This window comes from Leifsonia sp. NPDC056824 (assembly GCF_042789575.1).
GTDB lineage: Bacteria > Actinomycetota > Actinomycetes > Actinomycetales > Microbacteriaceae > Leifsonia.
Map to the genome: position 1 here is coordinate 1 of NZ_JBHUAV010000002.1, position 14,031 is coordinate 14,031.

General features: G+C 72.1%; 11 protein-coding genes. 5 read left to right on the forward strand and 6 right to left on the reverse strand.

Going from position 1 to position 14,031, the window contains the following annotated elements; translation table 11 throughout:
- Positions 1 to 67 precede the first annotated feature (67 nt).
- Positions 68 to 601, reverse strand: coding sequence for a dihydrofolate reductase family protein (locus tag ACFRFH_RS09355; RefSeq protein WP_382462750.1), 534 nt, complete (start codon positions 599 to 601; stop codon positions 68 to 70).
- Between the two features lie 52 nt (positions 602 to 653).
- On the opposite strand from ACFRFH_RS09355, the gene ACFRFH_RS09360 reads away from it, so the two are divergent.
- A complete protein-coding gene (locus ACFRFH_RS09360) occupies positions 654 to 1,634 on the forward strand; it encodes an aldo/keto reductase (protein WP_382463390.1) in 981 nt (326 codons plus the stop codon).
- Between the two features lie 66 nt (positions 1,635 to 1,700).
- Here the strand turns inward: ACFRFH_RS09360 and ACFRFH_RS09365 are convergent, their stop codons facing one another.
- Entirely contained in the window at positions 1,701 to 4,694 is a 2,994-nt protein-coding gene (locus ACFRFH_RS09365; protein ID WP_382462751.1) for a glycoside hydrolase family 2 TIM barrel-domain containing protein, read from the reverse strand.
- A 46-nt stretch (positions 4,695 to 4,740) separates the two neighbouring features.
- On the opposite strand from ACFRFH_RS09365, the gene ACFRFH_RS09370 reads away from it, so the two are divergent.
- Together ACFRFH_RS09370 and ACFRFH_RS09375 are read left to right on the forward strand one after the other, a co-directional pair.
- A complete protein-coding gene (locus ACFRFH_RS09370; RefSeq protein ID WP_382462752.1) occupies positions 4,741 to 5,358 on the forward strand; it encodes a TetR/AcrR family transcriptional regulator in 618 nt (205 codons plus the stop codon).
- Between the two features lie 33 nt (positions 5,359 to 5,391).
- Complete coding sequence (locus ACFRFH_RS09375; protein WP_382463391.1) at positions 5,392 to 6,288, forward strand: formylglycine-generating enzyme family protein; 897 nt, start codon at positions 5,392 to 5,394, stop codon at positions 6,286 to 6,288.
- Positions 6,289 to 6,381: 93 nt separating this feature from the next.
- Here the strand turns inward: ACFRFH_RS09375 and ACFRFH_RS09380 are convergent, their stop codons facing one another.
- From ACFRFH_RS09380 to ACFRFH_RS09395, 4 genes are all read right to left on the reverse strand, one after another.
- Positions 6,382 to 8,541, reverse strand: a complete 2,160-nt coding sequence (locus tag ACFRFH_RS09380) for a 3-hydroxyacyl-CoA dehydrogenase NAD-binding domain-containing protein (RefSeq protein ID WP_382462753.1) — start codon at positions 8,539 to 8,541, stop codon at positions 6,382 to 6,384.
- Between the two features lie 6 nt (positions 8,542 to 8,547).
- Positions 8,548 to 9,756, reverse strand: a complete 1,209-nt coding sequence (locus tag ACFRFH_RS09385; protein ID WP_370053843.1) for an acetyl-CoA C-acyltransferase — start codon at positions 9,754 to 9,756, stop codon at positions 8,548 to 8,550.
- Positions 9,757 to 9,828: 72 nt separating this feature from the next.
- Entirely contained in the window at positions 9,829 to 11,025 is a 1,197-nt protein-coding gene (locus ACFRFH_RS09390; protein ID WP_382462754.1) for an HRDC domain-containing protein, read from the reverse strand.
- Positions 11,018 to 11,653: a DUF3000 domain-containing protein gene (locus ACFRFH_RS09395; RefSeq protein WP_382462755.1), complete on the reverse strand. Its 636-nt coding sequence runs from the start codon at positions 11,651 to 11,653 to the stop codon at positions 11,018 to 11,020. The genes ACFRFH_RS09390 and ACFRFH_RS09395 overlap by 8 nt, the downstream gene beginning before the upstream one ends.
- A gap of 101 nt (positions 11,654 to 11,754) precedes the next feature.
- On the opposite strand from ACFRFH_RS09395, the gene ACFRFH_RS09400 reads away from it, so the two are divergent.
- Together ACFRFH_RS09400 and ACFRFH_RS09405 are read left to right on the forward strand one after the other, a co-directional pair.
- Complete coding sequence (locus tag ACFRFH_RS09400; protein WP_382462756.1) at positions 11,755 to 12,963, forward strand: alpha/beta hydrolase family protein; 1,209 nt, start codon at positions 11,755 to 11,757, stop codon at positions 12,961 to 12,963.
- Positions 12,960 to 14,021 carry a S66 peptidase family protein gene (locus tag ACFRFH_RS09405; protein WP_382462757.1) on the forward strand — a complete coding sequence of 354 codons (1,062 nt, stop codon included), beginning with the start codon at positions 12,960 to 12,962 and terminating at the stop codon, positions 14,019 to 14,021. Before ACFRFH_RS09400 ends, ACFRFH_RS09405 begins: the two co-directional genes overlap by 4 nt.
- Positions 14,022 to 14,031 lie beyond the last annotated feature (10 nt).

Below are 14,031 nucleotides of genomic sequence, written 5' to 3' on the forward strand. Positions count from 1 at the left end.
GCAGGTAAACGCCCCTAAAACGCGGTTTTAGGGGCGTTTACGTGCCCCTCGGCGGTCTTGGGGGCGGTCAGGCGAAGCGGTAGATGTGCTCGACGGCGCCGGAGGGGAAGGAGTTGGTGCGGGAGAGCACGAGCGGGCGGGACGCCTCGGCGACGGGGAGCAGGGGCTTGCCCGCGCCGACCAGCACCGGCACGTAGGTGATGTGCAGTTCGTCGATCAGGCCGCGGTCGGCGAACTGGGCCGCGAGCGCCCCGCCGCCGACCATCCACACGTCGCGGTCGCCCGCGGCCTCCCGCAGCACCGCGTCGAGCTGGACGATGTCGCCTGAGAAGAACGTCACATCGGCGCCCTCCGGGACCGGCAGCGCGCGATGGGTGACCACCCAGGTGGGGATGTCCTGGTACGGCCACGGCCCTTGCTCACCGAGCACGAACTCGTACGTCGTCGCGCCCATGACCAGCGCGCCGATGCCGGAGATGAACTGCTGGTAATGCTCGTCGAACTCCTCGAAGCCGAACTGCATGAGCCACTCGATGCGGTCGTGCACGTCGGCGATGAAGCCGTCGATGGAGGACGCGACGTAGTACTTGGTGAGGGCCATGCCGCGACCGTACCAGCCGCATGGGACACGGGGATATCGTGAGGGCATGGCACTGATGACGATCACACTGGGTACGGAGAAGCTCGAGGTCTCGCGACTCGGCCTCGGCTGCATGGGAATGAGCGCGTTCTACACCGGCGCCGGCGACGACGACGCCGGCTCGATCCGGACCATCCACCGAGCGATGGACCTCGGGGTGACCTTCTTCGACACCGCCGAGATCTACGGCCCGTACACGAACGAGGAGCTGCTGGCCCGCGCCTTCGCCGGCGGCCGCCGCGACCGGGTGGTCATCGCCACCAAGTTCGGCACCATCCTGCACCGGTCCAAAAACGAGCGCGGCCTGGACGGCTCGCCGGAGAACGTCCGGCTCTCGGTCGAGGGCTCGCTGAAGCGGCTGCAGACCGACCACATCGACCTCTACTACCAGCACCGGATGGACCCGGGCACACCGATCGAGGAGACGGTCGGCGCGCTGAGCGAGCTGATCGAGGAGGGCAAGATCCGGCACTACGGACTGTCCGAGGCTGGGCCGGAGACCATCGTGCGCGCCAACGCGGTGCACCCGGTGACGGCGGTGCAGACCGAGTACTCGCTTTGGACGCGCGACCCGGAGACGGAGGTGCTGCCCACCGTGCGCGAGCTCGGCATCGGCTTCGTGCCGTACTCGCCGCTCGGCCGCGGCTTCCTCACCGGCTCGATCCGCTCGCTCGACCAGCTCGCCGAGGACGACTTCCGCCGCTTCAACCCGCGGTTCGAGGGCGACAACCTGGAGGCCAACATCCGCATCGTGGAGCAGGTCGACGAGGTCGCCCGCGAGGCCGGCGCCAAGTCGGGCCAGGTGGCGCTCGCGTGGCTGCTGTCGCGCGGCGACGACCTCGCGCCCATCCCGGGCACGCGCCGCGTCGAGAACCTGGAGCAGAACGTCGCCGCCGCCGACCTCGACCTGAGCCCCGAGCAGCTCGCGCGCCTCGACGCCGTCGCCGCGCCGATCGGCGACCGCTACGCCGACATGAGTCCGCTCAACAAGTAGCGCATCCAGGGGACGCGACACGCCGCTTCGTCCCGCGCGAAGCGGCGTGTTGCGACCCCTGTGCGTTCAGATGTGGAAGGTCAGGCGGAGGGTGCGGGCCTCGGGGCGGAGGGCGAACTCCGGCCAGACGTCCGGGCCGCACGCGCGCGAGCCGAGGCCGTGCTGGGCGGCGTCCACGAACAGGTAGGTGGTGTCCGATTCCGGCAGCTCGTGCGGGTGGCCGGCCGCGGCGACCTGCTGCGGCGTGTGCCGCGACAGCGAGAAGCCGGGGAGCCGGCCCCGGCTGTCCGGGAACGCGGTGAAGCCGAACGCGCCCAGATCGACCTCCCGGACGGCCGCGCGGTGCCCGGTCTCCTGCGGGCGGGCGTACTCCACTTTCAGCTCGGCCACGGTGGCGCGGAAGCGGCCGACGTACGCGGCCCGGGTGCTGTCGGGGTAGGACTCGAGCGGGCCTGTCCCGAACCATTCGGCACCCTCCACAGCGCCGTCGCCGTCCGGGAGGTCGAAGCGCACGCCGATCCGCGGCCACACGCTGGGCCAGCCGGAGGACGGCTGGATCTCCACCCGGAGGCCGAGCTCGCCCTCGTCCAGCGTCCAGACGGTCTCGACGGTCACGGAGTCCACGGAGTTCGCCGCGGAGACCCGCGTGATCGTGCGGAGGGCGCCGTCCGCCTCGTGCACGACGACCACCCGGTGCGTCAGCCGGTCGAGGCCCTGCTCCCGCCAGAGGCTCGCACTGGAGACGCCGACGGTGCTCGCGTCGCTGGCGGCGAGGTCGCCGTAGGTCGCGCCCTCGTCGTTGTCGGTCGGCGCGCGGAACAACTCCAGCCTCGGGCCGGCGACTGCGCGCCGGCCGAGGGAGACGAGCCGGCCGCGCTCGAAGGTGGCGGGCCCGAGCGTGAGCGTGCCCTCGGCCTCCCGCCAGTCCACGGCCCGCGAACCCGGACGGGGGCGCCGCGGCGCCGATCGGTCGAGCTGCGCCCGGGCGACGACGTGTCCGGTCGGCGCCCAGGCCGTGTCGGCGGCGAGCACCGCCGTCACCGTGAGCCACGTCTCGGCGCCCTCCGCGACCGGGACGGCGGGCAGCGGCAGACGCGCCGACTCGCCGGCCTCCACCACCGGCAGGTCGAGCGTCCCGGAGGCCGCCTCGCGCCCGTCGTGCTCGACCGTCAAGCGCAGCGCCAGGTCGGCGGTGCTCGCGCTGTGCCTCCGGTTCGTCACGACCAGCTCGCCGCCGTCGAAGGTCAGCGCGACCGGCTGCGCCACCGCCTTGAACTCGTGCAGGCCCGGGGTGGGCACGTCGTTCGAGAGCACCATGCCGTCCATGACGAAGTTGCCGTCGTGGACGACCTCCCCGAAGTCGCCGCCGTACGCGTAGAAGGGGATGCCGTCCGCGGTTCGCGCGAGGATGCCGTGGTCGCGCCACTCCCACACGAAGCCGCCGTGCAGCCGCGGGTGCGCGTCCACCAGCGCCTCGTACTGGTCGAGCGCGCCGGGTCCGTTTCCCATCGCGTGCGCGTACTCGCACAGGATGAACGGCTTGGTCCGCTGCCGCGCGCCCTGCGCCGGCGTGCAGCCGAGCAGCGGCGCGAGCGAGCCGTCCGTGCCGATCTGTTCGGTCTCCGGGACGGACGAGTACATGCGCGAGTAGACGTCGGTGTACTCGCCGGTGTAGTCGCCCTCATAGTGCACCGGGCGCCCGGGGTCGCGGTCGTGCGCCCAGGCCGACATCGCGGCGAGGTTCGCGCCGGTGCCCGACTCGTTGCCGAGCGACCACATCACGATCGACGGATGGTTCTTGTCGCGCTCCACGGTGCGCCGGATGCGGTCGAGGTAGGCGTCGCGCCAGCGCGGGTCGTCGCTGGGGTTGTCCCGCCAGCCGGCCTTCTCGAAGCCGTGCGTCTCCAGGTCGCACTCCAGGATCACCCAGAAGCCCAGCTCGTCGGCGAGGTCGAGGAGGCGCGGGTGCGGCGGGTAGTGGCTGGTGCGGATGGCGTTCACGTTGAACTGCTTCATCCGGATCAGGTCGGCGCGGGCGTGCTCCCCGTCGAACACCCGGCCGCGGACGGGGTGGGTCTCGTGACGGTTCATCCCGTGGAAGACGACGCGGCGGCCGTTGACGAGGAACCGGTCGCCGCGGATCTCGACGGTGCGGAAGCCGAGGCGGAGGGTGATGGTCTCGCCCTGGGCGGTGACGGTGGCGTCGTAGAGCCGCGGGGTCTCGGCCGTCCACGGGTCCACCTCGCCGACCGCGACAGGGGCGACGTCGGCGGGCGTCGCCCACACGGTCTCCACACCGAGCTCGGGGACTCGCAGGGTGACAGGGAAGGCTGGCTCCGGCGCGGTGACCTCCGGGAGGATCGTGCCCACGCCGTCCGCGAAGGCGGTGCGCAGCCAGACGTCCTCCACGCCGTCGGCGGGGCGCGCGGTGAGCGTCACCTCCCGGAAGATGCCGGGCAGCCACCACTGGTCCTGGTCTTCCAGGTAGCTCGCGGCCGACCACTCGTGTACCCGCACGGCGAGCAGGTTGCCTTCCGCGCGCACCCGGTCGGTCACGTCGAACTCGTGGGCGAGCCGGCTGCCGCTCGCGGAGCCCACCTCCACCCCGTTCAGCCAAACCCGGTAGAGCGACTCGACGCCGTCGAAGCGCAGCACGACGCGCGCGTCCACGGGCCATCCGGCCGGCAGGTCGAAGCGGCGCCGGTAGTCGCCGGTCGGGTTCTCGTCGGGCACGAACGGCGGCTCGATCGGGAACGGGTACTGCACGTTGGTGTAGCTCGGGCGGCCGTGGCGGCCGTCGCCGTGCAGGACCCAGTGCGCCGGGACCGGGAGGGTGTCCCAGCCGGCGTCGTCCAGGTCGGCGCGCGCGACGTCGTCCGGGAGGTCGGCGGTGGGGGAGAGCCGGAACCGCCAGTCGCCGTTCAGCGAGAGCGACGGTGCGTCGGAGTGCAGCCAGGACCGCGGCGCGAGGGCGCCGGAGGAGGGTGCGGTGTCGGCGAGAAGGGCGGGAGACGGCACGGATGCTCCTGGATCGTCACTGCGGCGTGGAAGGACTAGCATCGACGGTAGTCGAAAATGGTTCGACTGACCTAATTTGGAGGCGGGCGTGGACGTTGCTGAGGAGCCTCCCCGCCGACGCGGGCCGTACGCGAAGTCGGCCGAGCGGCGGCAGCAGATCGTCGACGAGGCGTACCGCGTGTTCGCCACCCGCGGCTACCACGGCAGCTCCCTGCGCGAGATCGCGACGGCGGCCGGCATCGGGCTGAGCACGCTCCAGCACCATTTCGGCGGCAAGGAGGACCTGCTCCTGGCGGTGCTCGCCCGTCGTGACGAGCTGGGCGGGGACATCGACACCTCGGGCGGCCGGCTGCCCGACGACCTCCCGTTCCCCGACAGCATCGTCGCCCAGGCCCGGCGCAACGAGGGCATCCCCGGGCTCATCGCGCTCTACAGCATCCTCGCCGCCGAGGCCACAGGACCCGAGCATCCCGGCCACGAGTACTTCCTCGGCCGGTACGCGGGGATGCAGGAGTCCTACGGACGCGAGTTCGCCGCGCTCGCCGCGGCCGACCGGCTCCGCGAGGGCGTCGACCCCGCGCTCGCCGCGGCGACGGTGGTGGCGCTGTGGGAGGGCATCCAGCTCCAGTGGCTCTATGCTCCCGAGCGGATCGACGCGGCCGCGGCCCTGCGCGGCTACCTCGATCTGGTGCTGGTCACCGGGTAACCCGCCGCGCGGTAGCGTTGCCGTGTGGACGACATGGTGCGCATCGACGGCGGGACCTTCCGGATGGGGAGCGACGAGTTCTACCCCGACGAGCAGCCCGTCCACGAGCGCACCGTCGCTGGCTACTTCATCGACCGGTACGCGGTCACCAACGCGGACTTCGCCCGGTTCGTGGACGCGACCGGCTACGTGACGGTGGCGGAGCGGCCGATGGACCCGGCCGACTACCCGGGGGTCGCCGCGGAGGACCTGGTGCCCGGCGCGATGGTGTTCACCGCGACCGCCGGGCCGGTCGACCTGCGCGACTGGCGGCAGTGGTGGCGGTGGGAGCCCGGCGCGCACTGGCGGCACCCCGAGGGTGCAGGCTCGGGCATCGAGGACCGGATGGACCACCCGGTCGTCCAGGTCGCGTTCGAGGACGCGTCAGCGTACGCCGCGTGGGCCGGCAAGCGGCTCCCCACGGAGGCCGAGCACGAGTTCGCGGCGCGCGGCGGGGTCGATGGGGCGCGCTTCGCCTGGGGCGACGAGGCCTACCCGGGCGGCGAGGCGCGGGCGAACTCCTGGATCGGGAGCTTCCCCTACGACAACCGCGGCCGCTTCGGCGCGACGACGGCGCCGGTCGGCTCGTACCCGGCGAACGGCTACGGCCTCTACGACATCATCGGCAACACCTGGGAGTGGACGAGCGACTACTACGCGCCCCGCCACGTCGTGCCAGGCCAGGAGGCCGTGGACGCCGGGGCGCGCGTCAACCTGCTCGCGTCCGCCAGCGCCGAGCCGGGGTCGCGCATCCCGCGCCGGGTGCTGAAGGGCGGCTCCTACCTGTGCTCGCCGGACTACTGCCTGCGCTTCCGCCCCGCGGCGCGCTCGCCGCAGGCCGACGACACCGCGACCACCCACATCGGCTTCCGCTGCGCCGCCGACGCCTGAGCGCGCCCACGCCCATCGCCGAGGGGCACGCCGTTGTCACTTTCCGGGGCGAAAAGTGACAACAACGTGCCCCTCGGCGGTGGTGCTCGCGGGTTAGGCGGCGGCCTCCACAGGAGTGGGGACGCCCCGGACGGGCGGGTGCTGGAACGTGTCTCCGAAGACCCGCTCCGACGCGCCGACCCGGTCGAGGTACGGCGTGATGCCGCCCATCTGGAACGGGAAGCCCGCGCCGAGGATCATGCAGAGGTCGATGTCCTCCGGCGCCTCGACGACGTGGTCGTCCACGAGCATGCGGTGGATCTCGTCGGCCAGGCCGTCCTCCAGGCGTCGCAGGATCTCCTGCTCGGTCCACGGGTTCTTGCCGCCGGCCAGGATCTTGGCCGCGCCCTTGTCGAGGCCCTTCACCTTGCCCTTGCCGTCCTTCTCCAGCAGGGTGCCGTACTCCGCCAGGCGGTGCAGGTTCTCGCTGCGGTAGAACCGGTCCGGGAAGGCCGCGTGGTGCGTGTCGAGGACGTGCGCGCCGACCTTCAGGCCCACCAGGTCGAGCAGCACGGAGGGCGCCATCGGCAGGCCGAGCGGCGCGAACGCCTTGTCCACGGTCTCGAACGGCGTGCCGTCGTCCACCGCGTGCATCGCCTCGCCGAGAACCTTCGCGAGCACCCGGTTCACGACGAACCCGGGGGTGTCGGCCGTGATGACCGCGTTCTTCTTGAGGGCGGCAGCGGTGACCATCGCGGTCGAGAGCGTCGCGTCGTCGGTGTGCGGCGTCTTCACGACCTCGATCAGCGGCATGACCGCGACCGGGGTGAAGAAGTGGAAGCCGACCAGTCGCTCGGGGTGCTTCAGCTTCGCGCCGATCTGCTCCACGGAGAGCGAGGAGGTGTTGGTCGCCAGCACGGCCTCATCGGAGAGGTATTGCTCGACCTCCGCGAAGACGTTCTGCTTGACGGTCAGCTCCTCGAAGACGGCCTCGATGACCCAGTCGCAGTCGGCGAAGTCGGCTTTGTCCGTGGTGCCGGTGACGAGCGCGCGCAGGCGGTTGGCCTCGTCGGGGGAGATGCGGCCCTTCTCCTGGAGCTTCCCGATCTCGTCGTGGATGTACGCCACGCCCTTGTCGACGTGCGCCTGGTCCAGGTCGGTGATGACCACGGGCACCCGCAGCCGGCGCACGAACAGCAGCGCGAATTGGCTGGCCATGTAGCCGGCGCCGATGACGCCGATCTTGGTGACCTTCTTGGCCAGGGCCTTGTCCGGTGCGCCCGCGGGCCGCTTGGCGCGCTTCTGCACGAGGTTGAAGGCGTAGATGCTGGCCTGGAACTGGTCGCCGGAGATGAGCTCGCCGAGCGCGTCGTCCTCCAGTTCGAAGCCGGCGGCGCGGTCGTTCGACTTGGCGGCCTTCAGCAGGTCCAGTGCCCGGTACGGCGACTTCGGGACGGTGCCGATGCGGCTCTCCAGCATCTTGCGGGCGATGCCGATGGCGGCGTCCCACTTGACCAGGCGCTCGACCTTGCCCGGCACGTTCGGGCGCTTGACCTCGACGGCGCCGGTGAGCACCGTGTCGGCCCAGAGCAGCGAGTCCTCCAGGAACGTCGCCGAGTCGAAGATCGCGTCGGCGATCCCGAGGTCGAAGACCTCCTGCGGCTTCAGCATCCGGTTCTGCTTGAGCGGGTTCTCGACGACGACCTTGAGGGCGTTCTCGATGCCGATCAGGTTCGGCAGGATGGTCGCGCCGCCCCAGCCCGGGATCAGGCCGAGGAACACCTCGGGCAGTGCGAACGCCGCCGCGTTGCGGTCGATGGTGCGGTAGTCGGCGTTGAGGCCGATCTCCACGCCGCCGCCGAGCGCGAGGCCGTTCGTGAACACGAACGACGGGACGCCGAACGTCGCCTGCTTGCCGAGCACGTAGTGGCCGAGCTGCGGGAGCAGCTTGGCGACCTCCACGCTCGGGATGTCGCCGACCCGGCTGAGATCGGCCCCCGCGGCGAGGATGAACGGCTTGCCGGTGACGGCGACCGCGTCGATCTCGCCGCGCGCGGCGCGCTCGGTCAGCGCGTCGAAGGTGCGGCCCAGCTCCAGCAGCGTGGCCGGGCCCATCGTGTTCGGGCGGGTGTGGTCGCGGCCGTTGTCGAGCGTGACCAGCGCGAGGGTCTTGCCGCTGGGCAGCGGCACGTCCTTCACGTAGGAGTGGGTGACGACCTCGTCGGTGGTGAGCTCGACGAGCGGGGAGAAGTCGATGGTGCTGTAGTCGGTCACTGGTGCTCAGCCCTTCTTCGCCGCGCGCTTGCTGTAGTGGGGGTTCTCCCAGATCACGGTGCCGCCCTGGCCGAGGCCGACGCACATCGCGGTGAGGCCGTAGCGGACCTCCGGGTGCTCCTCGAACTGGCGGGCGAGCTGGATCATCAGGCGCACGCCGCTCGCGGCGAGCGGGTGGCCGACGGCGATGGCGCCGCCCCACTTGTTCACTCGAGGGTCGGCGTCGTCGATGCCGAAGTGGTCGAGGAACGACAGCACCTGGATGGCGAACGCCTCGTTCAGCTCGAACAGGCCGATGTCCTCGATGGTCAGGCCGGCCTTGCGGAGAGCCTTCTCGGTCGAGGGGACGGGGCCGATGCCCATGATCTCCGGCTCGACACCGGCGAACGCGAAGCTGACCATGCGCATCTTGGGCGTCAGGCCGAACTCCTTCACAGCGTCGGAGGACGCCAGCAGGCTCGCGGTCGCGCCGTCGGTCAGCGGCGACGCGTTGCCCGCCGTCACCCGGCCGTGCGGGCGGAACGGGGTCTTCAGCGTGGCGAGGCCCTCCAACGTGGTCTCGGGGCGCATGCCCTCGTCCTGCGTGGCGAGGCCCCAGCCCTGCTCGGAGCGGATGGCGACGGACACCAGGTCCGGCTGCAGCTTGCCCGCGGCGTACGCGGCGGCGGTCTTCTGCTGGCTGCCGAGGGCGAACCGGTCCGAGCGCTCCTTGGTGAGCGCGGGGAACCGGTCGTGGATGCGCTCGGCGGTCATGCCCATGTTGAGCGCGTCCTCGCCGACCATGCGCTCCGACAGGAAGCGCGGGTTCGGGTCGGCGCCGAAGCCCATCGGATGCCGGCCCATGTGCTCCACACCGCCGGCGATCACCAGGTCGTAGCTGCCGAACGCGATGCCGGAGCCGAGCGTGGTGACGCTGGTCATCGCGCCGGCGCACATCCGGTCGATCGCGAAACCGGGCACCGACTTCGGCAGCCCGGCGAGCAGCGCCGCCGTGCGGCCCAGGGTCAGGCCCTGGTCGCCCTGCTGCGTCGTCGCCGCGATGGCGACGTCGTCGATGCGCTCCTTGGGCACGTTCGGATTCCGCTCCATCAGGCCGATCATGGCCTTGACGACCAGGTCGTCGGCGCGAGTGTTCCAGTACTGCCCTTTTTCGCCCGCACGTCCAAACGGAGTGCGGACTCCGTCGACGAACACGACATCCGTTCTATCGGCCACAGTGCCTCCCAAATCAGGTCGCTGACGATCCTAAGGAGGCCGGAACGCCGCAGAGGAATCGTTTGATTCTTTCTACGAAGCAGCTTCGGACGCGTCGCCGGGCGTTTGGCTGCTTTCCACAAAGGCCTGGGCGATCGACTGTGCGGTTGCCTCAATCTGCCAGCGCCGGGCGCCGTGCTGGGCGAGCGCGTCGGCGACGGCCGACGGGGTGACGTCGGCCGGTGGAGCCCAGGCGACGCGACGCAGCGTGTCGGGGGTGAGCAGGTTCTCCAGGGGGAGCGAGAGCTCCTCGGCCAGAGCCGTCAGGGCGGCGCGCGCGGCCTTGAGCCGGGCGTCGGCCTCCGGGTTGCGGTCGGCCCAGGCGCGGGGCGGCGGGAGGCTCTCGCCGGTGCCGCGCAGCACGGGGAGGTCGTCGGTCGTGCGGCCGGCCTCGATCGCGCCCCACCAGCGGTCCAGCTCGGTGCGGCTGGCGCGGCCGGTGAACTCGCGCATGGCGGCGAGGGCGCGCTTGGACTCGGGCATCGCCTTGGCGGCGGCCGTCAGGGAGGCGTCGGGGACGAGCCTCCCGGGCGCGACGTCGAGCTGCTGGGCGAGCGCGTCCCGGCTCAGCCACAGTTCACGCGCGGCGGCGAGGTTGCGCAGGCCGCGGATCGAGTGGATGCCGGACAGCCGGCGCCACGGCTCGTGCCGTGGGACGACGAGCTCGCGGGTGAGTTCGTCGGCGAACTCCTGCCGGGCGATGTCGGTCTTGCCGGCCTCCACGAGCAGCCCGGCGATCGCGTCGCGCAGGTCGGGCAGCAGCTCGACGTCGAGGGCGGCGTACTGCAGCCACGGCTCGGGAAGCGGGCGGGTCGACCAGTCGGCGGCGCTGTGCTCCTTGGCGAGGTGGATGCCGAGCAGCTCCTCCACGACAGTCCCGAGGCCGACGCGCGGCATCCCGAGCAGGCGCGCGGCCAGCTCGGTGTCGAAGATGCTGACCGGGTCGAGCCCGACTTCGCGCAGGCAGGTGAGGTCCTGGGTCGCGGCGTGCAGCACCCACTCATCGCCGGCGATCGCGTCGTTGAGCTCGTCGAACCGGCCGATCGCCGGCGGGTCGAACAGGAAGGTGCCGGAGCCGCGCCGGAACATCTGGATGAGGTAGGCGCGCTGCGAGTAGCGGAAGCCGCTCGCCCGCTCGGCGTCGACCGCGATCGGCCCCTCGCCCGCGACGAGGAGGTCGAGGGCGCGGTGATAGCCGTCGCGCGTTTCGATGACGGTGTGATCAGCCACGCGGTGTCCGTCTCGTGCTCAGCAGGCTCACCCCTTCGCCCGTCGGCGGCAGGCCGGCCAGCATGCACAGCAGCTCGCCCCAGCCCTCCACATGGGCGGCGATGTCGGTCTCCAGCGGGCTCCAGGAGGCGCGCAGCTCGATCTGGGCGCCGTCGCCCTGGGCGGCGAGCTCGCCGAAGCCGGTGGAGATGATCTTGGTCGCGGTGCCGCTGGCGGCGATGTACTTGGCGTGCCGGGCGTCGAGCGCGTCGACCAGCCACGACCAGGCCACGTCGGCGAGGAACGGGTCGAGCCCGATGTCGGTCTCCAGCGGGGCCTGCGCGAAGCAGACGATACGGAACGGGCCGCCCCAGGCCTCCGGCTCGTCGGGGTCGTAGAGCAGGATGAAGCGCCCGGTGCCGAGGTCGGAGTCGTCGCCGTGCCGCGCCGGCCGCACATCCGCCGCGAGCGCGAGGGAGTACGGGGCGAGCTGGGCGGGAGCCGGGATCTCGGTGACCACGAGCTCCGGCCGCGACGTCGCCGCGCGGATGGACTCCAGCGCCGCCGCAAACTCCCTGGGCAGGTGCGGCTCCCTGGGCTGGTGCTGGTCCCCGGGCAGCTGCGGCGGGGTCGAAGTGGGTGTCGACACGCTACGAACACTAGAAGGGTTCGGGGGCAGGCGACAGTAAGGCACGCCGCCTGGCGAACTCCTGAAGGCGGCGGCCCGCCGCCGCGGCTACGCTGTCGGGCATGGCGAGCACGAGCAGCGGAACGGGCGGGAACGGGGCACTCGGGAAGGCGTTCGGCGTCGGCGCGGCCGTCGCAGGAGGAATCGCGCTGGTCGCCGCGGCGTCCGCCGCCTACGCCGTGGCCCGAGTGGCACGGACGGTGATCACCCCGGTCCGCCGCCGGCCGCAGCGCGAGTTCGTGCGCGGCGTGGACGAGGCGCTCGGCACGATCACGCTCAAGCGGACGCCGGACGCGGCGATGCCAGGGCGCTTCGGGTTGTTCTTCGGCTCGGAGTCGGGCTACGCCAAGCTCGGCGGCCTCCTGGAGACCACGGACGGCAGCGTCGTCCGCGAGCTGGAGCGCGTCCAGTTCGGCGAGCTCGGGCCCGGACGCGCGCGGATCAGCGGGTACTACTACCTGGAGCCGGAGGAGCTCGGGCTTCCGGTGGAGAGCGTGGAGATCGAGACGGACCTCGGGCAGGCGCCTGCGTGGGTGTTCCCCGCCGATGAAACTGCGGCGGACGACTCCGCTACCGGCGGCCGCTGGGTCGTCCAGGTGCACGGCTGGGGCGCGACGCGGCAGGAGGGGCTGCGCGCGGTCCCGACGTTCCACGCCGCCGGGTACACCTGCCTCCTGGCCTCCTACCGCAACGACGGCGACGCCCCGGAGTCCGCCGATCGCCGGTACGGCCTCGGCGGCACCGAGTGGCGCGACATCGACGCCGCGATCCGGTACGCCGTGGACCACGGCGCGCGCTCGATCGTGCTGATGGGCTGGTCGATGGGCGGCGCGGTGGTGCTGCAGACGGTCACCCGCTCCGAGAACCTCGACCGGGTGAGCGGCGTGGTGCTGGAGTCGCCGGTCGTCGACTGGATCGACACGCTCGAGTTCCAGGCGAACATGCTGCGCCTCCCCGATGCGATCGCCCAGGGAGCGATGCGGCTGATCGCCTCCAACTGGAGTGGGCCGATCACCGGGCTGGGCGCCCCGATCGACCTGCGCAGCATGGACTTCGTGGCGCGGGCGGCCGACCTCAGCCTCCCGATGCTCATCCTGCACAGCCAGGACGACGGCTTCGTGCCGGACTCGGCCTCGCGCGCGCTCGCCGCGGCGCGCAGCGACATCGTCACGTTCGTGCCGTTCACGGTCGCGCTGCACACCAAGCTCTGGAACTACGACGAGGCGAAGTGGACGGCGGCCGTCAGCGAGTGGCTGGACGAGCGCGCGTGACCGGGCCGCATCGCCCGGCCCTGCCGCCCGCCGCCCGGCCGGGCGACAGGGTCGCGGTGCTGTCGCCGTCGTTCGCGGCGCCCGCGCGCTGGCCGGCCGTGCACGAGCAGGCGCTGCGGAGGCTGGAGGAGCTGACCGGGCTGGTGCCGGTGGAGTACCCGACCACCCGGCAGATCGGCGCGACGCCCGAGGAGCGGGCGCGGGACCTGAACGCGGCCTTCGCGGACCCGGGCATCCGCGCGGTGCTGGCGACCATCGGCGGCGACGACCAGGTGCGGGTGATCCCGCACCTCGACCGGGAGGCCGTGCTGGCCGACCCGAAGCCGTTCCTCGGCTACAGCGACAACACCAGCCTCCTCAACTGTCTCTGGTCGGCGGGCGTCGCCGGGTTCTGCGGCGGCAGCACGCAGGTGAACCTGGGGCCGGGGCCGCGGGTGCACGACATCCACCTCCGCTCGCTGCGCGCCGCCCTGCTCGGCGGCGACCCGATCGAGCTGACCGACCCGGGGGAGTCGGAGGACTTCGGGACCGACTGGGGCGACCCGCGCGCCCTGACGCAGACCGGGGAGCGCGAGCCGACCGAGGGCTTCGCCTGGGCGGGCCCGGCGCGCAGCGTCACGGGCACGACCTGGGGCGGCTGCCTCGAGGTCGTCGACTGGATCCTGCTCGCCGACCGCTTCCCGTTCCCGCCCGCGGCGCTGGAGGGCGCGGTGCTGCTGGTCGAGACGAGCGAGCTGACGCCGCCGGCGCACTGGGTGCGCTACACGCTGCGCGCCCTGGGCGAGCGCGGGCTGCTCGCGCCGCTCGCGGGCGTGCTCGCGGCCCGGCCCCCGGTGAGCACGTTCGAGCATCGGCCGGACGAGGCTGAGCGGAGGCGGCTGCGGCATGCACAGCGCGACGCCGTCATCGAGACCGTCGCCGAGTACAACGCGGAGGCGGTGGTGTGCGTCGGCGTGCCGTTCGGGCACACCTCGCCGCAGTGGATCGTGCCGTACGGCGGGCGGATCACCCTCGACGGCGAGAGCCGCCGGGTGTTCGCCGACTACCGCCGCGGCTGAGCGGGGCCGA